Source organism: Enterobacter sp. 6722112 (assembly GCF_058661685.1).
In genome coordinates, this window is sequence record NZ_JBZWGR010000009.1 from 1 (window position 1) to 20985 (window position 20985).

Genomic DNA, 20985 nt, shown 5'->3' on the forward strand with positions numbered 1-20985 from the left:
GTTAAGAACATAATTTAACCGTTTCTGATTGGTAACTGATTGATTTATTGTCACTGACTATCGCATTTAAGTTATTGCGCTCACGCTGTCGCATTTAGGTTGTCTCATTACCCAAACATACAGGCTAAATGCCGTATAGTGCAGGAGTACACCCTATTGCTATAGGTAAGTCTGTTCAAAAAACAGGCTTACCGAATGGAAGTGATGTAGCCCCCTGAAACACCGGACAGTAGCTGTATCTCCAGATAAGAGATAGGCTTGAATATATGTCTAACACTAACGCCAATTTTGAGATGACCGGGATCCTGTTAGGGCAAGAAGTCCGTAAACGTAAAACTCCTCAGGAGAAGATCGCCATTATCCAGCAGACGATGGAGCCGGGTATGAATGTCTCCCATGTCGCCCGCCTGCATGGTATCCAGCCCAGCCTGCTGTTTAAGTGGAAGAAGCAATATCAGGAAGGCAGCCTCACCGCCGTTGCGGCTGGAGAGGAAGTCGTTCCTGCTTCTGAGCTTACTGCTGCTCTGAAGCAGGTCCGGGAGCTTCAGCGCCTTCTGGGCAAGAAAACGATGGAAGTTGAGATCCTGAAAGAAGCCGTGGAGTACGGTCAGTCGCGAAAATGGATAGCGCACGCGCCCTTGTTGCCAAAGGACGGGGAATAGCCATGGTCAGCCGGACCATGGGCGTGTCGCGTGCGCAACTGTCACTGCGGATTAACCGTTCTGCCGACTGGCAGGACAGGCGCTGTAACCGGCGTAATGAAGAAGCAGACGCAGAAATACTGTCGGCTATCCTCAACATTATCAGCGATATGCCGAGTTATGGTTATCGACGCGTGTGGGGCATCCTGCGCAAGCAACGTCGCACAGAGGGACAGCCACCTGTGAATGCCAAACGGCTTTACAGGATAATGAGCGAGCATAACCTGTTGTTGTTGCATCACAAACCAGAGCGACCGAAGCGTGAACATAAGGGCAAGATAGCGGTGGCAGAAAGCGATATGCGCTGGTGTTCAGATGGCTTCGAGTTCGGCTGCGACAACGGCGAAAAACTGCGGGTAACGTTCGCGCTGGACTGCTGCGACCGTGAGGCCATAGACTGGGCAGCAAGCACGGGAGGCTATGACAGTTCGACCGTGCAGGATGTGATGCTGAGGTCGGTGGAAAAGCGCTTCGGCGACAGGTTGCCCGACACAGCGGTGCAGTGGCTGACGGATAACGGTTCAGCGTATACCGCGTATGAAACGCGGAGGTTCGCGAGAGAGCTGAATCTGGAGCCCTGCACAACAGCGGTGAGCAGCCCGCAGAGTAATGGCATGGCCGAACGGTTCGTGAAAACGATGAAAGAAGACTATATCGCGTTCATGCCAAAACCGGATGTGAGAACAGCACTGCGAAACCTTGCAGTAGCGTTCACGCATTACAATGAAAACCACCCGCACAGCGCGCTGGGATATCACTCCCCGAGGGAATACCGGCGGCAGCGGACATCGTTAACTTAAGATACAAAAGCTGTTCGGAGATGGAGGGTCAAGATCACTTACCGAATGGAAGGGACTTCCCCTGATTATGCGCCTGATTAACTCTTGTGCAATCATGGGGTAAACACAACCCCGGAGGGATTCGTTATGACCATTACTACTGTCGGTATCGATCTTGCTAAAAATGTGTTCGCTGTTCATTGCGTTGACCAGAATGGCAAAACCGTTCTGGTTAAATCCAGAGTAACCCGCGCAGCTCTTCCCGGGCTGATTGCTGGTTTGCCGCCCTGTGTTATCGGGATGGAGGCGTGCTCCGGGGCTCATTACTGGGCAAGACTGTTTCGGCAGTATGGTCATGAGCCGCGTCTGATGGCCGCCAAATTTGTATCGCCTTACCGCATGGCTGGTAAATCAGGGAAAAATGATGCAGCTGATGCTCAGGCTATCTGCGAGGCGGTTCGTCGCCCACATATGCGGTTTGTGCCGGTTAAGGATGAGAGCCAGCAGGCAATGCAGTGTCTGCATCGTACCCGACAGGGTTTTATCGAAGAGAAAACAGCAACATATAATCGTCTCCGGGGGTTGATATCTGAATTCGGCGTTATCGCCCCACAAAGTACAGATGCCCTGCGCCACATAGTTTTTGAGCAGAAGAATTCTTTACCACTTCAGGTTCAGCAATGTGTTGATGATTTGCTGGAGCACGTTGCTCGCATTGAAGATAACATCGCTGAATATGACCGAATTTTGTCCCGCATGGCCAAAACAGATCATCGCAGTCAGCGGCTGATGGAATTGAAGGGCGTTGGCCCCACAACGGCCTGTGCGCTGGTCGCCAGTATCGGTAATGCACATGATTTTAAGAATGGGCGCCAGCTGGCAGCCTGGCTGGGACTGACACCATCGCAGTACAGCAGCGGCGGAAAGTCGAAGCTTGGCAGGATAACGAAAGCTGGCGATTCGTATCTGAGAACACTTCTGGTTCAGGGTGCCCGCTCGGTACTGATCGGGGCGGAGAAAAGGACTGATTTATTCAGTCGTTGGGTCTGCTCACTGGTCGAACGCAGAGGATACTGGCGCGCTGTTGTTGCCATCGCTGCCAAAAATGCAAGACTGTGCTGGGCATCATTGCATTACGGTGATGATTTCAGGTTGTACTCAGCCAGCTAAAGTACAAAGCTGTATGACCATCTGTTCTGCAACTCGTTGATGATAAAGGGTTAGACCCCGTGAGGTATATCTGCTTATTGTACAGGGCAAGTGTACCCGACTAACGAACTAGAGCCTCACGAGCGTCTTTCATCAGGGTCCGAATCGATGACGATTCATCATGACCGTTTATAGTACCGCAGTCTCTCCCCTTTATTTTTTTACTATAGTGCAGACAGAAACCGTAAACACCGGCGTTGACATGCCGGGGAAGCCCTTATAGTACAATAATTCTCTATATCCAAACTGACCCCAGGTTGTACCAATGCTGCATGCAGTGAATACGCAGCATGGTCTCCAGCGGATAGGGCCGTCGGCCATTGCCCGCCTTGGGATAAAACGGCTCGATGACAGCGGTCATATTCTGCCATGGCAGAATCTGCTCCATGCGGGAGAGGAAAATCTCTTTTCGGGTCTGACGGCGCTTAGTGCTGAATTCACTATCGGCGAAGGTGAGTTGATGGCTCATGATGTCCCTCTGGGATGCGCTCCGGATGAATATGATGATCTCATATCAGGAACTTGTTCGCACCTTCCATAGCTATCTGATGGCGCGAAGCTTGAGTATAAATAGAAAGCTATGGGCTTTTCGAACAAATAACTAGCAGTGATAGTTAAATCGCGATCCACGTAGAACCGCCGCATCTGGTGGGTTGATCGGCAAGGATTTTGCGAGCATCATCGCATTTATTATTGAACGCAAGATCATTCTGCTGTTTGCGCAGGGGATTAGCTACCAGGACATTAGCCGAGAGTTCGAAGATTTATATGCTTTCAGCATGTCAACCGCCACCATCAGTGTAGTACGATAAAGTTACCCCTGAACTAAAACAGTGGCAACAGCACCCGCTGGAAAAGGTTTACCCCTTCGTCTGGCTGAACGTATTCACTATAAAGTCCGTGAGAATGGCCGTTATCAGAGCAAAACGGTTTATACCGTTCTGGCGCTGAATCTGGCAGGCAAGAAAGAAACTCTGGGCCGGTATCTATAAGAAAGTAAAGGCGCTAACTTCTGGCTGTCTATATTAAGCGACCTGCAAAACTGGGGCATTGAAGACATCCTGATCGCCTGCGTGCGCGGGCTGACCGGCTTCCCGGAGGCGATAAACAGCATTTATCCGCAGACAGAGGTTCAGTTGTGCGTCATTCACCAAATCAGTAACTCGATTAAATACGTGGCCTCAAATGACCATAAAGCTTTTATGGCTGATCTGAAACCGGTATATCGCGCGGGGTCGAAAGAAGCCGCAGAAACGGTGCTGGATGAACTGGAAGCGAAATGGGATCAGCAGTATCCAGTGTTGCTCCAGTCGTGACGACGCAAGTGGGAAAATCTGTCAGCATACAATAGAATTTAAGAAACACGGAGTCAGTAAAATACTGTACGTGAAAAGTGATGCGGAAAGTTAAAACCTCGGTGCAACAACTAAACTCATTGATAAGTTTTTTACTGCGATAATCGATAGATTTGCAGACTATAGGCGTGCGAATGAATAGTCACCTAAAAGCTGGCAGGTAATAATTAACAATGCTGTAACAGTTATATGGCTTTCAGGCAGCGTATTATTATACGCTGCCTTTTTCAACTTGCCGTAATAAAGCATGTTTTTGGATAACGATTAAAAAGTGAATAATTGTAAACAGCTTCATTTTTGTAATATGAGTTAGGATAGAAGTTGACTTCTTTGCCAAGCAGAGATGCTAAAATTGCCACATGCAGCCTGTCGGTATTGACAACTTTATACTCTTCAAGAAAGTTTATCATGCAACGGGTAGAATTACGCGCCAGAAATTCATTATCCCAATAATCGCCATTCCAGGTGAGCGAAATATCATGATTGTTTTCTTTGTAGTCTCCAGTTAGAGATTCGGAGTCCGTTCTGAAGCAGTTGGCCTGTTTTTTATAGACGGGTTTAAGTGACAGGTATTTATTAAGATCGAGATAAAATGCCATATCATCAGTAATGAATACGTTCTTGTTTGGTTCGTAGTTGAGAGATTTAATATAATCGAAGGTGATATTTTCGCGACAAAAAACAACAAACTTATCAATATTGTTGATGAATAAATCGCTATACCCTCTGATTGTCGACGGCATTATTATTACTTTATGAAATTTCCCAATATTATTCTGGATAAAGTCATGACCTTCAGAATACAATCCTTCTATCAGGTTTCCTCCGCCTCCAAAAATTAAAATATCAGTTTCAGAACTGTAGCACTCGCCATCTCTGTAAGGGATATAGGTAAGAGCATTTCGTTCAAAAAAGTCATACGTCGCAGATGCAATTACACCATCTCCAGCATTACCAGGGTTTGCCTTATAGACAAATCGATGAGATAGATGATAAGATTTTAGAAGCAAATCAAATTTTAACTTCATATTGGTCATTTTTTATCCTGTTTAACAGAAGCTACCGACTGCTATCTTACACTACTTCAATTCACTAATATCATAGAAAAGTCTAGGTTACAAAGGAAGGGTTACAATGAAGAAAATTCTTATAATGACGCCGGACATTGAGGGGCCTGTCCGTAACGGCGGTATTGGTACTGCTTTCACTGCTCTTGCCACTACTTTGGCAAAAAAGGGGTATGATGTTGATGTATTGTATACATGTGGCGACTATTCTGAATCATCTGTATCGAAATTTAGCGACTGGTCACGTATTTATAGTACCTTTGGTATCAATCTGCTAAGAACCGGACTGATAAAAGAGATTAATATTGATGCACCGTATTTTAGAAGGAAAAGTTATTCAATTTATCTCTGGTTGAAAGAAAATAACATCTATGACACTGTTATTTCTTGTGAGTGGCAGGCAGATCTTTATTACACTTTATTAAGCAAAAAGAATGGAACGGATTTTGAAAATACAAAGTTCATTGTAAATACTCACAGTTCAACGTTATGGGCTGATGAAGGTAATTACCAGCTTCCATATGATCAGAACCATCTTGAACTCTATTATATGGAGAAAATGGTGGTTGAAATGGCGGATGAAGTTGTTAGTCCGTCTCAGTATTTAATTGATTGGATGTTGAGTAAGCACTGGAATGTTCCTGAAGAACGTCATGTAATTTTAAATTGCGAGCCATTTCAAGGGTTTGTGACGAGAGATGATGTTACAGTTAAAATAAATGAAAAGCCAGCTTCTGGCGTTGAGCTTGTATTTTTCGGCCGCCTTGAAACCCGTAAAGGACTTGACATATTCCTGCGTGCATTAAGAAAACTATCTGATGAAGATAAAGAGAGCATTTCTGGAGTAACCTTCCTCGGAAAAAATGTCACCATGGGGAAAACTGATTCATTTACTTATATTATGAATCAGACTAAAAATTTGGGACTCGCAGTTAATGTCATCAGCGACTATGATCGTACCAACGCTAATGAATATATAAAAAGAAAAAATGTATTAGTCATCATTCCATCACTTGTAGAAAACTCACCCTATACTGTTTATGAATGCTTGATTAATAACGTTAATTTCCTCGCTTCAAACGTTGGTGGAATTCCAGAGCTTATTCAGCAGGAGCATCATGCGGAAGTTCTATTTATTCCTACACCTGTCGATTTATACTGGAAAATCCACTATCGCTTAAAAAATATAAATATAAAACCAGGGCTTGCTGAATCACAAGACAATATTAAAGAAGCTTGGTTTGTCGCAGTTGAACGAAAAAACAACCGCGCATTCAAGAAAATCGATGAAGCTAACAGCCCGTTAGTTAGCGTGTGTATAACTCACTTCGAACGTCACCATTTGCTTCAGCAAGCACTCGCATCAATAAAATCTCAGACGTACCAAAATATTGAGGTCATCTTGGTTGATGATGGAAGTACGACAGAAGATTCTCATCGTTATTTAAATCTCATCGAGAATGATTTTAACTCTCGAGGCTGGAAAATTGTCCGTAGTTCTAATAACTATCTGGGTGCTGCAAGGAATTTGGCTGCGCGACACGCCTCTGGCGAATATCTGATGTTTATGGACGATGATAATGTTGCTAAGCCTTTTGAGGTAGAAACGTTAGTTACTGCAGCATTAAACTCTGGGGCCGATGTGTTAACCACACCAAGCGATCTTATTTTTGGTGAGGAGTTCCCTTCTCCGTTCCGTAAAATGACGCACTGCTGGCTTCCGTTAGGGCCTGATTTAAATATCGCCAGCTTTAGTAACTGCTTTGGCGATGCTAATGCGCTGATCAGAAAAGAGGTTTTTGAAAAAGTAGGCGGATTTACTGAAGATTACGGTTTAGGTCATGAAGACTGGGAGTTTTTTGCCAAAATATCATTACAGGGATATAAATTGCAAATCGTCCCGGAACCTCTATTTTGGTATAGAGTTGCAAACTCCGGCATGTTGTTAAGTGGAAATAAGAGTAAAAATAACTACCGCAGTTTCCGTCCTTTTATGGATGAGAATGTTAAATATAACTATGCAATGGGGTTGATACCTTCCTACCTCGAGAAGATTCAAGAACTTGAGAGTGAAGTGAATCGCTTGCGGAGCATCAATGGTGGTCATTCTGTCAGTAACGAGTTACAACTTTTAAATAATAAGGTTGATGGTCTTATTTCTCAGCAAAGAGATGGCTGGGCCCATGACCGTTTTAATGCTCTGTATGAAGCAATTCATGGGTTGATACCTTCCTACCTCGAGAAGATTCATGAGCTTGAGAGTGAAGTGAGTCGGTTGCGCAGCATCAATGGCGGTCATTCTGTCAGTAACGAGTTACAACTTTTAAATAATAAGATTGATGGTCTTATTTCTCAGCAGAGAGATGGTTGGGCCCATGACCGCTTTAATGCTCTGTATGAAGCAATTCATGTCCAGGGCGCAAGACGAGGCACCAGTCTGGTTCGCCGGGTGGCCCGGAAAGTGAAGTCAATGTTAAAATAAAATAATATGCGGGGCCCAAAAGGGCTCCGCGAAAATAATGTTAAGGAGGGTGCGAATAAGTACCCTCCGCAACGAAAATGAAACTTTTAGTCAATTAAATTCAATCACTTACATAGGCGTTTTTTTGCGTTTGGTGACTTATTCGCACCTTCCTTAGAACAAAGCCACTCATGATGAAAAAATATACCACACACAGATAGGCACCGCTAAATGGTCTGACTTGCGGCCAACCCATAAAGCTGCCAAACATATGGCTGAGCATGACCATACCCGCCAATATCCCACGAGTGCCATCAATGGCATCAAATCTGTTAACAGACAATCTACACCCCATATTCCAATGAGTAAAACTACATTCTTTTAGAAGAAAGAATTTATTAGTAATAAAAAGAATAGCTATCAATATTCAAAGGTGATTACTGCCCAATAGGAAAAATTTTAAAGGCAGGAAGTCACAAAAAACACAAGTACACACATCGAAATTTTACTGCCCCCAGTAAAACTCGACAAAAAATCTATTACTCTCTAGCTAATAAATCATTAATCTAACAGGAATAGAGACTCGCAAATCATGTGACCACGAGCTCTTTTATTTAACGAAAAAAATTTTTATTGAAAATAACAAGATCACTGACAAAGAAGTGAAACTTGCTTAACTTCTTTTTGAAATTATTTAAAAAAACGTCTTACCACGCGTAGCGGCTTAGTCAACTTCCAGGATAAAGAAGAGATTAAATTTTTGTGATGCTGATAAATTCATTGAACTCTTGCTGTTTGATAGTCATCTCATGATGCATATCATTATTTTTGTCGGTTAACTGACGAATATTCTGTTCCTGTTCAGTTACCCGCTCTTCAATCTCATGCAATTGATTATGCAATATCGCATTTTCATCCTTTTGCCCGGCGAATGAGTGGGTAAGCGTCTCAACTTCTTGCTGTAATGCGGAGCTCCTGGCCTGGAAAAACTCAAGTTCCTTCAGAACCCGATCTTTAAGAGAGAATAGGTACTCTTCAGCTGACAGCGTGGTGATCCTATGATGGGCGGCGGCGATAAATTCATCATAAAAATCATCACTCTTTGCATCCAGGGCAACAACAAACTCTTTCACTTGCTGATAAAACGGGTGAAATGCCGGACCAGAAATCGTGTTTAAATGCCACTCAAGGAACACGACAACATAGTTTTTATAATCTCTGAGACGGTGTTCCATCATCCCCTGCTGACAGATAAACGCTTTAAGCGCCACCAATGCTTCAACAGCACAGCGGTGCGACTCTGCTCGCGTGGCGGATAGGGATTCACTACGGTTGATGGTATGAGAAATTAACGTTTCATTTAAGACCGAAATTCTGTTCGCCATGAGCATAAATGCGCAGACGAAGAAAAGATCGTTGGTCGTCCTGATTTCCTGAAAGCGAAGCTGATGACTAGTAATAAATTGACGCCTGAGAAGCTTGTCCCATGGCCACCAGACAAAGGTGCGGAAAAAGTCAGAGGGAATATCCTGGGATGAAAAAAACTTGAGATCAGGTAACAGCTCCTGGCGCACTGACCACGGCATCGGAGCATAAACCTGCAAGGCGGGATCAAAAGACTGGCTGCGACAGATAACGACATCCGCTTGTATATCGCTAGCACGTGCGTACATGCGCTCCAACATCATGTTATCGACATAATCGTCGTCATCAAGAAAAATAACGTACTCACCGGTAGCAGCATCCAACCCGATGTTTCTTGAGCCTCCCCCACCAAGATTTGTCGTGTTGTTAATGACTCTAATTCGTGAATCAGTTTCAGCCAGCGCCGAGACAATCTCTAAGGTATTATCGTCAGAACAATCGTTGACAATAATGATTTCAATATCATTTAATGTTTGCGAGCAAACAGTGCTCAATGTGTCGGAAATATATCCCGCCGCATTGTGCACAGGGATAATAACGGAAACAGCTATACTCTCTTTTTCAGACATGCAATCACCTTGACGCTTAGCTTATAAACGCAATTATATTTATTTATGGGTAGCGTTTAATTTGTAGGTTGCCAGTTTATTAAGGATGGGTAAGATGAAAGCGACTGAGCTTCATCAAAAATTACTCTTCAACAACATCACGATATGTTTTTAATGTTTTATTAATGATCATCACACTCGAGAATTTATCTTGAATGCGTTTTCTGCCATTGATACCCATTGCGACGCGCGTTTCTGGGTTATCCAACAGGAAACCGAGTTTCTCCGCTAATTCCTCGACAGATTTACTTTTTACAATCAACCCATTATCGTTATTGATAATTAAGCTATCACAGCCACCAACATCATAAGCGATACAAGCGCGCCCGACAGAGGAAGCTTCCAGCAAGATACGCGGTACGCCTTCGGCGTAGACCGACGGCAAAGCAACGATATTTGATTCTTCAATTAAATCAAATACATTAGAACAATGACCGAGCCAGTTAATCACGCCTTCGCTTTGCCACTTCTGTATCGTCGCCAGCGGAATTGCGTCTTTATCATTCTCAACTAAAATACCGGCAACATTCAGCGTAAAGTGAATATTTTTATTACTCAGTATTTTTTTGGCTTCAATCAGGTCACCCAGTCCTTTACTCCACAGCATACGGCTGGCAAAAAGGACGACCGGAACATCACGCTGCTGCTCCAGAGAGTATTTGTAAATCTCTGGATTAATACCCGCGCCATCAATAACAATAGTCTGTTTGTAATCGATACCAACCAGATCGGCAAGTTTAGCTCTGTCTTTATCATGTTCGAACATAAACAAACTGCATTTGTTACTGGCGATATACTTATATGCCATAACAGTAAAACTTCGCAGCAGCTTAAGACAGGCAGACTCTGCGGAAAATACTCGGCCCAAACCGACAAAACTCAGAATAACAGGACGATGGGTACTTTTAGCCAGAAAACCGCCGATCAAACAGGGCTTGATGGTAATGCAGTGCAACAAATCTGGATTGATGTTTTGAATAATTTTCCGAGCCTTAGAAAAGGCCCAAAAGAAAATCAAAACGTTGAATGATTGGGCGACAAGTGGAATGTTATGGCAAACAAAACCTAATGTCCTGAATTTTTCCGCTATTTTATCATCGACAAAATGGCTAATAATGTGAATCTCATAACCGGCATCTCGGGCGGCAATTGCACGATCGGTCCAATGCAAATCAAAATACCAATCCGAATTTATGAAATAACACAGTTTTTTCATTGCTATGTCCACTTAGTGAAACTTACCGCTGATTCCTTTTACACCATGTACAATCCCACGGCATAAAAACTTTAGATATACCCATTTCCGGCGCTGCACAGGGAATATGGTGATATACTTACACAGGCGCAAAAGGATTGATGAACTACTAAAAATTTCCACTTCCGTGAATATTCTCTTAGCCAAAATCAAGTTCCGACAAAGATAGTAAACCTTCCACTCTGGCGATATAACCTTTCCCTGAATACTCACGTCATGAGTAAAAACAAGCTCCGGTTGATAAGTGATTTTCTCGCCACTTAAAGTTAATTGATAACCAAAATAGAGATCATCAAAATAAAGGAAAAGTTCATCATAAATATGATGAAGGTGCTCATTCAAGACTTCACGCTTAATGATCATGCCAACAAATGAAACGGTTTGCACCAGCATTTTCTTATTATCTGGTACATATCGTTGGGGATGTTTGATATATTGCAAGGTATCACTAAACGAGGTCGGGACTTTTACAAATGGAACATTCATCGCGCATGTCCGGCCCTGTAAATCTTTAACTAAAGCCGTAAAAACACGACAATCTTCTTTATTTATCGTCGCGAACTTATCAAGAATATCACTTTGCGGATAAGCATCATCGTCATAAAAGAAGACCCAATCGCTATCAACAGAGCTGCATATATATTGACTACCGGCCTTAAACCCGCCGGCCCCCCCGTTATTACTGGCCAGATTTAAGACAATGACTCGGGGATCAGTGATTGTCTGCAGCCAGTCAGAGGTCCCATCCGTGGACCCATTATTGACAATAACGATAGAGGTAAAGTGCAGCTTAACAGTTTCAGCAACCGTCTTTTTTAGCTTCTCAAGACGGTTGAAAGTGACTATTAGTGCAGTATGTTTCATCGTACATCGGCCACAAATACAGGCATTGTTTCGTCGTTGGACAATGAAGACAGGTATTTATCGGCCGTTTTTAAGGCTTCTGCAATCGTTACATCCATATCAAGATAGCGATAAGTCCCTAAGCGTCCGACGAAAGTAATATTTTTCTCACCTTCCGCCAGTGATAGATATTTATCCAGCAGAGCCATCTCGCCCATCTGGCGGATTGGATAGTAAGGAATATCATTTTCACCGCAGGCGCGACTATATTCTTTGTAACATACGGAGCCTTCGTGGTTTTCCCACGGGGAAAAATATTTATGTTCGGTAATGCGCGTATACGGGACATCAACTGAGCAATAGTTCATGACCGCGCAGCCCTGGTAATCACCTTGCCAGGTAAATCGCTCAAAGTCCAGAGTACGGTAGCCAAGACGCCCATGCTGGTATGAATAGAAGGCGTCTAACGGCCCGCTATAAAATACATGATCATAACTTTCGCGATTTTCAGCCGCAAACTCACGCTGTAATTGCAGAGTGATATTTTCATGATCGGCGATCGCTTCAATCATATGGGTATAGCCTAACTTCGGCATGCCCTGGAATTTATGATTGAAATAATTATCGTCATAATTGAAACGCACAGGCAAACGTTTGAGTATAGATGCCGGAAGCTCAGAAGGCTGCATCCCCCACTGTTTTATGGTGTAGCCTTTGAAGAACGCTTCGTATAATTCTTTACCAATGAAGCGCAAGGCCTGCTCTTCAAAAGTCTTCGGTTCCAGAATGGAACTATCACCTTTTTCGCTAATGAGCGCGCGAGCTTCATCAGGAGAACAGGTTTTAGCAAAGAACTGATTAATAGTATGCAGATTAATCGGCAGTGAAAAAACCTGACCATTAACAGTAGCTTTTACTCTATTCACATAGGGCATCATTTCCGCATACTGATTGACATAGTTCCAGACGGTTTCATTATCCGTATGGAAAATATGCGGACCGTAGACATGAACCATGACATCAGTCTGAGGATCGCGAGTGTCATAAGAGTTTCCTCCAATGTGGTCCCGCTGATCGATGATTTTAACCTTGTGACCTTGTTCAGCAAGCTGGCGGGCAATGACCACACCTGAAAAACCAGCGCCGACGATGAGAATATTGTTACGCTTCATAATGTATCTCCAGTTGTATTAGCCAAGAATCGAACGGCGAACTTTATAATAATATTTGATGAGCTTATTTCTTCTTGGCGAACCGACAGGAGCATATTTGTTAACATATGGCATTAAAGCTCTTTTAATCTTTGTCTGCAGTAACACGGTTTGCTGCAGTTCAGTATGTTGGTTAGGTACTACCGTGGCCACAGGTAACTGGCGATAGTAGATTTCTTTCTCCCATGGCGTACTTAAAACATTCTCAAGAAAATCATCATAGAAATCGACTTTCTCAGTATTCCATGGTTTGTTTTCACCCGCATAGTGAATCATTTTTGGATTTCTTCTGGCTTGCAAAAAGCGCATATAGGTTGAAAACTTGAGATTCGGGAAGAAATCATCGGTATTACCATTACCATGGTACACGTTCCATTCTAATGGTAAGAATTTGACTCGGCCAAAGAAGACTTTGTTCATGATATCCTGATCTAAGAACCAATACTTTTTGGCTTTCAATGCTGACATCAATTGAGCAAAGGTATTCTCTGTAACCATTTGTTCGACATTAAAAACAATAATCCCGGCCTGAAAATATTCGTCAGGATTAGTCATTCCTAATGTCTTTTTCAGGTATTGCTCTGCAGGCATAATGCCATCATCTGATTCTGACATGGTACCAAACTTCACAAACCCTTCCATGACGATGTCTTTAACAGCGGCAACCAGGTTAGTGCCGATCTCGACATCCAGAAGTGTCGCCAAATCAGCCTTCACCACGGTGTCAGAATCGATAAACACAACTTTTTTATACTCGCGGAAAAGTTGCGGGATGAACAAGCGCGCATAGGTCGACGCACTAAAATGTGCACGGGTATGAACATCACTCATCTCAGTGAATGAATTCACATCAAAAAAGCGCAATGATATGTTGTTATGACCAGCAACTAGCTTGATAAGGCGTTGTTTATTTAAATGACTGACCTTATTTTCCAGAACAACGATATCATAGTTTCTGTTCGCATCAGAATGGAGAACAATTGAATTGATTAATGCCCCGCCACTTAATGCATAGTTATTATCAAAACTAATAACAACCGGTACGCTTTCGTCAAAAACGGGCTTTAATTTACCATTAAATGTTTCAGCAGTAACAAACGTGCGCTGTAGTTCTTTTATTTTTAGCTGTTTATCTTGTTGACATTTGATGATATAGATATTGAATAAACGCTCAGCAATGTGTCCTATAACTCGTTTTTCTTGAGCGTTGTAGTTATTCATCGAAATCCGATCTTCAAGATTAGACAAAATAGCAAAAAGCCATTCAGAATAATCCAGGAACATGTCTTTGCGCATAACAAACATGTTCGTATAATAACCATCAGTTGCATTATTGAATTGTTGAATCGCAGCTTTATATTGTGGATACAGCTCTTCAACGACATCCAGGGCAGACTGATAGTCTTTAATGTGTAAAAACTCACCTTTTGCATAATGATCAAGGTTATTCTTACTTCCTGCCGATGTTACCGACCATTTTTTGGGTAACAGCAGATCATATCCATCGACGCAGGTGCTTATGGATTCATCACTTAATCCAAACTGGCTTTCGTATTCGGCATTGATGAGCGGGTAGTTGACTACCCCCCAGTTATCCTCAGGATGATTTTGTTGTTCTGCAAAGTTCAAGTGTCTGCGGTAATGCATGAATCCCACATAGTCAGCCAGAGATTCATTCTTCCACACCCAGTAGTGGGCCGTCAGCTCACAATAGAAGGGGTTTTTAAAGGAAATGTTGTCTCCGCTATCATCCCCTTCACAGCCAATATCATTATAAGTATTAGCCTTCCCGACATGCAGTGGTTTAATAATAGAGGCATTTAGAAAAGCACTGGGTTTGTGGTGACATGTATAAATTTTGATACTATTCATCTTATTACCAATTATTAAGCGATTGCTTGCTTGTAAAGTTCAATGATTCTCTCTGCTGAGCCAATTTCGCGGAGTTTATGGTTTTCGATCCAAACAACTCTGTCACAGATTTTTTCAACATCACTCATATTGTGGCTAACGAATAATATCGTTACACCCTTATTTTTGAAGTCTCGTATTGTTTGTATACATTTGGCCTGGAACGAAATGTCACCGACAGCAAGTACCTCATCGATAATAAGTATATCGGGTTCTACCTGGCTGATGACAGAGAATCCAAGCTTCGCAAGCATACCACTTGAGTACACGCGAATAGGTTCGTCAATGAAATCACCCAGCTCGGAGAACTCAATTATCCGATCCATCCGTTGCTGAACCTCTTTGCGGCGTAGCCCAAGCAGGGTCGCATTGAGATAAATATTTTCTCGCCCGGTTAATTCAGGGTGAAAACCGCCGCCTAGCTCAAGCATTGAGGCAACGCGCCCCTGGGTTGTAACAGTGCCTTTTGTAGGCTTAATGACGCCGGCCACCAGCCCGAGGGAGGTACTTTTCCCTGCGCCGTTACGACCAATCAGCGCTACGGCCTCGCCTTTACCCACGGTGAAGGTAATGTCTTCGATCGCAAGATATTTACGCCCTTTTAACAGCTGAAAAGCTCTTTTAGGGTGAAATACGAGATCCTTAATTCCTGAGCCAATATGGTGGTAAAGAGGATACTCTTTCGTAACGTGACTAAAGTTTATTACTGGTTCCATTACAAAATCTCTGCAAATCGATATTTTAATTTATTAAAAATACTCAGGCCCACAATTGTCAGGACTAAACCTGTAATGTAAAGGATTGAAATATATTCATAATTTAAGACGCCATCCATGAACAGCTGCCGCCAGCTGAGGATCATGCTTGCCAGAGGATTATAGGTAATAATCCAGCTAAATTTTTCAGGAATCATATCTGACGCATATAATATCGGCGTGCAATAAAACATGAGCATGATACCAAGGCTGACAAATCGCTCTAAATCCCTGAAGAACAGATTTAGCGTAGAAAATATGATTGAAATACCAAATGTAAAAATCACCTGACCAAGCGCAATAATTGGTACGCCCCAGAGCCATGAGAGCGATGGACGCATACCATACACGAACAGGAATGCAATAATCACAGGAATTGTACACAAGAAATGTAACCCTTCCATCATGACATTACTCAATGGAATAACTGAGCGCGGAAAAACTGTTTTTTTGATTATTTGCGCATTGGCTATAAACGAAAACAAGGAATTTGTCGCCGAGCTGGCAAACCATTGCCACGGAAATAAACCGGTAATCAAGAAAAGGGTATAATTCGGGATCTGCACTCGCATAACGAGCTTAAAAATGAAATAATATATCATTGCAAAAAGCAGTGGATTCGCAATTGACCATAAGTAACCAAATACGCTGCTTTTATAACGTACCTTTAAATCTTTGTTTGTTATAACAACAAGAAGATCAAACAAATACCCTATATTATACTTCATTTTTATACTCATAAATTATTCTACAAAAAATTCCGTACGTAATATGTATCAAACAGAATTATCGATAAGATCTGCTGTGCTCGAGAGACGAACAGCTATTCCCATAAACAAAGACCAATTGTAACATTATTTTGCACAAGCAATATGTAAACAATCTTTCCTGCGCATTAGCACTCCGGAATCGGAGATGATCGCTAACCTCAGTAACCGCTGAATGAAAATGTGATTCTCGTGGAAGACACATAAACCATCCTTTAAGATTGTAAATAAAATGTTAAATCGAACAATGAGTTTATTCTAAAATTCAGACACGCTACCGCCATTGGCTATCGCAACCAAAATGCGGACTCCCCTCTCTAAAGTGTCTGTCTTACCCGGTCTTACCGTAACGAAGAGGATACGCTCGTCGTTAGGGAAGGTGCGAATAAGCGGGGAAATTCTTCTCGGCTGACTCAGTCATTTCATTTCTTCATGTTTGAGCCGATTTTTTCTCCCGTAAATGCCTTGAATCAGCCTATTTAGACCGTTTCTTCGCCATTTAAGGCGTTATCCCCAGTTTTTAGTGAGATCTCTCCCACTGACGTATCATTTGGTCCGCCCGAAACAGGTTGGCCAGCGTGAATAACATCGCCAGTTGGTTATCGTTTTTCAGCAACCCCTTGTATCTGGCTTTCACGAAGCCGAACTGTCGCTTGATGATGCGAAATGGGTGCTCCACCCTGGCCCGGATGCTGGCTTTCATGTATTCGATGTTGATGGCCGTTTTGTTCTTGCGTGGATGCTGTTTCAAGGTTCTTACCTTGCCGGGGCGCTCGGCGATCAGCCAGTCCACATCCACCTCGGCCAGCTCCTCGCGCTGTGGCGCCCCTTGGTAGCCGGCATCGGCTGAGACAAATTGCTCCTCTCCATGCAGCAGATTACCCAGCTGATTGAGGTCATGCTCGTTGGCCGCGGTGGTGACCAGGCTGTGGGTCAGGCCACTCTTGGCATCGACACCAATGTGGGCCTTCATGCCAAAGTGCCACTGATTGCCTTTCTTGGTCTGATGCATCTCCGGATCGCGTTGCTGCTCTTTGTTCTTGGTCGAGCTGGGTGCCTCAATGATGGTGGCATCGACCAAGGTGCCTTGAGTCATCATGACGCCTGCTTCGGCCAGCCAGCGATTGATGGTCTTGAACAATTGGCGGGCCAGTTGATGCTGCTCCAGCAGGTGGCGGAAATTCATGATGGTGGTGCGATCCGGCAAGGCGCTATCCAGGGATAACCGGGCAAACAGACGCATGGAGGCGATTTCGTACAGAGCATCTTCCATCGCGCCATCGCTCAGGTTGTACCAATGCTGCATGCAGTGAATGCGTAGCATGGTTTCCAGCGGATAAGGTCGCCGGCCATTACCAGCCTTGGGGTAAAACGGCTCGATGACTTCCACCATGTTTTGCCATGGCAGAATCTGCTCCATGCGGGAGAGGAAAATCTCTTTTCTGGTCTGACGGCGCTTACTGCTGAATTCACTGTCGGCGAAGGTAAGTTGATGACTCATGATGAACCCTGTTCCATGGCTCCAGATGACAAACATGATCTCATATCAGGGACTTGTTCGCACCTTCCCTAACGCCATGATTTCTATTCAAACAATAAATAAAGGGATTACCTACGTGTTGCAAACTCAACACATCTACATCTCGAGAAAAACAGGTTTAGTTTTGCTTCTTATCTAGCACTTTTTAGCGAGATAATCACCAACGAGCATTTCAATAAATTCTTTAAGTTCCAGATATTAAACACCATAAGTCTAATATGCCAACAGTTTCTATAATCGCGTTTCGCGAATCCGTGATATGAGCACCAATGTTGACAGTGCCACTTACCACTACACAACTTCATATCGCGTCTACTCTATTGCTAACACTTTCGAGTGATCCGTACCAGCAAAAGTGGACACTTCGCTAAGAAAGTCTGGGGTCAAGTCTTGCAACGTGCACAACGTGCTTTGGCAAGGTCTGCTTTTGGCACATAAGAAATATTCAGAAATTTCGAATACTACATTAGCTCACTCACTTTACTGCAAAAACCGTAACCAACGTTTTCATTGAGTCACCCGAAACCATAACAAAGTGCATTTTGCTACCAACATGCTGCCAAAACTCGGCCTCTTGTGCATATTTTTTGGCTTTTTGGATAGAGGCACTTTCTGGTAACTGGGTTTTAGTTAGCCTTGGGCATAGCAGCTTTGTGCACAAAGCCTTCCAAGGATGCTTAGGTACACCGTCTGAAAGCCGCATTTAATCCCGATGTGCGGCCCTGTGGCTGCGTAAACAGGTTAATGGTGATTGGTTCTTGCAAACCACATGCAAGTTCTATCAGCGTTTCAGTCACGCTCCGAAAGGTACACGGTTATCCTGATAAGGTGTGATCCCTCTGACAATCTGATGACGTCACTACGCTCCGCTTGTTGCTGTATCACCAACGGGGCTTTATGGCTGCAATTGTCTAAATCAGAGGGTTGCACAAGTTATACTCGAAAGTTAATCTGAGATAAATCTTAGATTGCCAGAGGTCTCTTGATGGGGTCGGTTCCGGCTGAGGGCGAAATGACACCCTAAGCGTTAGCTCTGTGTCGTTGCACGATGTCAGCGACGGTATTCTTGCTGATACCGAGCTCGCGTGCGATCCAGCGATAGCTGCGTCCCTCGGCCCTCATCGCAACCACCTTAGGCAAAAGTCGGTCTGATTTTGGTCGCACTCCGGCCTGACGACCAAGCCTCTTACCACGTGCCTTCGCAACAGCAAGGCCTGACTTGACCCGCTCGCTGATGAGATCCCGCTCAAACTCCGCAATGCCGGAAAGAAACGTCGCCAGCATTCGTCCATACGGCGACGAAAGATCGAACGCCATTCCATTCATGGCTATCACGGAAACCTTCCAGTTCTCCAGTTCACGTAGCGTATTGAGCAGATCGAGCGTCGAGCGCCCCCACCGGGAAAGCTCAGTGACCAGGATTGCATCAATTTGTCTGGACTGGGCAAGCGCCAGGACTTTCTTTCGCTCGGCCCGGTCGAGTTTAGTTCCTGAACCTGTTTCCTTAAATATTCCCACCACGTCGTAGCCGGCACGGCCGGCGAAGGCTCGCAGATCAAATTCCTGGCGTTCACAAGACTGATCCGCTGTTGAAACCCGGCAGTAAATGGCGGCACGATGTCCCAATTGAACCCTCCTGGATTTTTGTATCGGAACGCCCTGATTTATATGGGCTGGCTGTTGTCCAAAACAGACTATACTTCAAAAGGGACGAATTTGTATGTCACGACGCCATATTTTCACCGAACGGCAGCGAGCAGCGCTGTTCGATCTGCCCACGGACGAACTGTCGCTACTGAAGTTCTACACGCTGGGCGATGATGACCTGGAAAACATTAGGCAGCGCCGCAGACCGGAAAACAGGATTGGCTTTGCCCTGCAACTTTGTGCCTTACGATATCCGGGCCGTGCACTGGCTCCTGGTGAGATGATCCCGCGTGAAGTCCTTTCCTTCGTCGGTGCTCAGCTTGGAGTTCCGGCTGATGCGCTTCTCACTTATGCCACACGGCGCCAAACCCGTCAGCAGCACATGGACACGCTGCGCGAAATTTACGGCTACAAGACCTTCACGGGCCGTGGTGCCCGTGATCTGCGGGAGTGGACTTTCGGCCAGGCCGAAGATGCCAGATCAAACGAGGATCTTGCTCATCGTTTTATTGTGCGGTGTCGGGAAACTTCCACCATTCTGCCCGCAGTATCGACAATCGAGCGCTTGTGCGCGGATGCTCTGGTCGCCGCTGAGCGGCGGATTGAAACGCGGATTGCGGAAAATTTAACAGCGGATGTTCGCGATCACCTGGACAAACTTCTGAGTGAAATGCTCGCCGGCAATATCAGTCGTTTCATCTGGCTTCGCAACTTCGAGGTTGGTAACAACTCGGCTGCTGCTAACCGTTTGCTCGACAGGCTCGAATTTCTGCGTACCCTGAATATCAATCATAGTGCTTTGGCCAGCATACCTGCCCATCGCATTGCCCGGCTGCGTCGGCAGGGTGAACGCTACTTCACCGACGGTTTGCGTGACATCACTTCGGACCGCCGCTGGGCGATCCTTGCCGTCTGTGTTGTGGAGTGGGAAGCGGCGATTGCTGATGCCATAGTCGAAACCCATGACAGGATCGTAGGAAAAACCTGGCGGGAAGCGAAGCGCCAGCATGACGAAACAATTTCCGGCTCTAAAGCCACACTCGCGGATACGATCCGTACCTTCACCGCGCTGGGAGCTTCGTTGCTTGAGGCCCGCAGTGACGGAACCCCGCTGGAGATGGCTGTCGCCAGTTCGGTTGCATGGGACCGGCTCGCTCAACTGGTAGCGACAGGGACTCAACTCAGCAACACGCTAGCCGATGAGCCTCTTGCATATGTCGGGCAGGGATACCATCGCTTTCGTCGTTATGCGCCCCGCATGTTGCGCTGTCTGAAGCTCGAAGCCGCGCCGGTCGCCGGACCATTGGTAGCAGCAGCTTTGTCGATCGGAGAGATGAAAGGTGTTGCATCGCCAGAAAGGCGTTTCCTGCGGCCCAGCTCCAAATGGAACCGTCATTTACGAGCTCAGGAAAAAGGAGATACCCGTCTTTGGGGTCAGTTTGGATATAGAG

The 20985-nt window shown here is 44.6% G+C and carries 13 protein-coding genes and 3 pseudogenes; 5 read left to right on the forward strand and 11 right to left on the reverse strand.

What is annotated here, in order from left to right; translation table 11 throughout:
* The first annotated feature begins 293 nt into the window (after positions 1-293).
* Positions 294-1501, forward strand: a protein-coding gene (locus tag AC4OVU_RS25155) for an IS3 family transposase (protein WP_089617520.1) whose coding sequence is annotated in 2 segments (ribosomal slippage) — positions 294-615 and positions 615-1501 — 1209 coding nt in all. Because the reading frame shifts where the segments join, the coding sequence is not laid out codon by codon here.
* A 126-nt stretch (positions 1502-1627) separates the two neighbouring features.
* Positions 1628-2650, forward strand: coding sequence for an IS110 family RNA-guided transposase (locus AC4OVU_RS25160; protein WP_001567660.1), 1023 nt, complete (start codon positions 1628-1630; stop codon positions 2648-2650).
* A 292-nt stretch (positions 2651-2942) separates the two neighbouring features.
* Here the strand turns inward: AC4OVU_RS25160 and AC4OVU_RS25165 are convergent.
* Positions 2943-3158: pseudogene (locus tag AC4OVU_RS25165) on the reverse strand (IS5/IS1182 family transposase); the annotation flags it as partial.
* A gap of 223 nt (positions 3159-3381) precedes the next feature.
* Between AC4OVU_RS25165 and AC4OVU_RS25170 the strand changes: the two are divergent.
* Positions 3382-4002 (forward strand): annotated as a pseudogene (locus AC4OVU_RS25170) (IS256 family transposase); the annotation flags it as partial.
* A 269-nt stretch (positions 4003-4271) separates the two neighbouring features.
* Here AC4OVU_RS25170 and AC4OVU_RS25175 read toward each other — a convergent pair.
* Positions 4272-5081 carry a polysaccharide pyruvyl transferase family protein gene (locus AC4OVU_RS25175; protein WP_000183578.1) on the reverse strand — a complete coding sequence of 270 codons (810 nt, stop codon included), beginning with the start codon at positions 5079-5081 and terminating at the stop codon, positions 4272-4274.
* 97 nt (positions 5082-5178) lie between these two features.
* Here AC4OVU_RS25175 and AC4OVU_RS25180 point away from each other — a divergent pair, with 97 nt between their 5' ends.
* On the forward strand, positions 5179-7593 hold the full coding sequence (locus AC4OVU_RS25180; RefSeq protein WP_491928567.1) for a glycosyltransferase: 2415 nt from the start codon (positions 5179-5181) through the stop codon (positions 7591-7593).
* Between the two features lie 731 nt (positions 7594-8324).
* Here the strand turns inward: AC4OVU_RS25180 and AC4OVU_RS25185 are convergent.
* From AC4OVU_RS25185 to AC4OVU_RS25225, 9 genes are all read right to left on the reverse strand, one after another.
* A complete protein-coding gene (locus tag AC4OVU_RS25185; RefSeq protein ID WP_491928568.1) occupies positions 8325-9566 on the reverse strand; it encodes a glycosyltransferase family 2 protein in 1242 nt (413 codons plus the stop codon).
* A gap of 121 nt (positions 9567-9687) precedes the next feature.
* Positions 9688-10833 carry a glycosyltransferase family 4 protein gene (locus AC4OVU_RS25190; protein ID WP_491928569.1) on the reverse strand — a complete coding sequence of 382 codons (1146 nt, stop codon included), beginning with the start codon at positions 10831-10833 and terminating at the stop codon, positions 9688-9690.
* A complete protein-coding gene (locus AC4OVU_RS25195; protein WP_000683047.1) occupies positions 10834-11724 on the reverse strand; it encodes a glycosyltransferase in 891 nt (296 codons plus the stop codon).
* Positions 11721-12875: a UDP-galactopyranose mutase gene (gene glf / locus AC4OVU_RS25200; RefSeq protein ID WP_016247610.1), complete on the reverse strand. Its 1155-nt coding sequence runs from the start codon at positions 12873-12875 to the stop codon at positions 11721-11723. The genes AC4OVU_RS25195 and glf overlap by 4 nt, the downstream gene beginning before the upstream one ends.
* Before the next feature lie 18 nt (positions 12876-12893).
* Positions 12894-14786 (reverse strand): DUF4422 domain-containing protein, encoded by a 1893-nt coding sequence (locus AC4OVU_RS25205; RefSeq protein ID WP_023312621.1) that lies wholly within the window; start codon positions 14784-14786, stop codon positions 12894-12896.
* Positions 14787-14800: 14 nt separating this feature from the next.
* A complete protein-coding gene (gene rfbB, locus AC4OVU_RS25210; protein WP_417928754.1) occupies positions 14801-15541 on the reverse strand; it encodes an O-antigen export ABC transporter ATP-binding protein RfbB in 741 nt (246 codons plus the stop codon).
* On the reverse strand, positions 15541-16308 hold the full coding sequence (locus AC4OVU_RS25215; protein ID WP_015583927.1) for an ABC transporter permease: 768 nt from the start codon (positions 16306-16308) through the stop codon (positions 15541-15543). The genes rfbB and AC4OVU_RS25215 overlap by 1 nt, the downstream gene beginning before the upstream one ends.
* Before the next feature lie 559 nt (positions 16309-16867).
* Positions 16868-17848 (reverse strand): IS5-like element IS5 family transposase, encoded by a 981-nt coding sequence (locus AC4OVU_RS25220; RefSeq protein WP_000019403.1) that lies wholly within the window; start codon positions 17846-17848, stop codon positions 16868-16870.
* 1059 nt (positions 17849-18907) lie between these two features.
* A complete protein-coding gene (locus AC4OVU_RS25225; protein ID WP_000509966.1) occupies positions 18908-19513 on the reverse strand; it encodes a recombinase family protein in 606 nt (201 codons plus the stop codon).
* A 94-nt stretch (positions 19514-19607) separates the two neighbouring features.
* Between AC4OVU_RS25225 and AC4OVU_RS25230 the strand changes: the two are divergent.
* Positions 19608-20985 (forward strand): annotated as a pseudogene (locus tag AC4OVU_RS25230) (Tn3-like element Tn5403 family transposase); the annotation flags it as partial.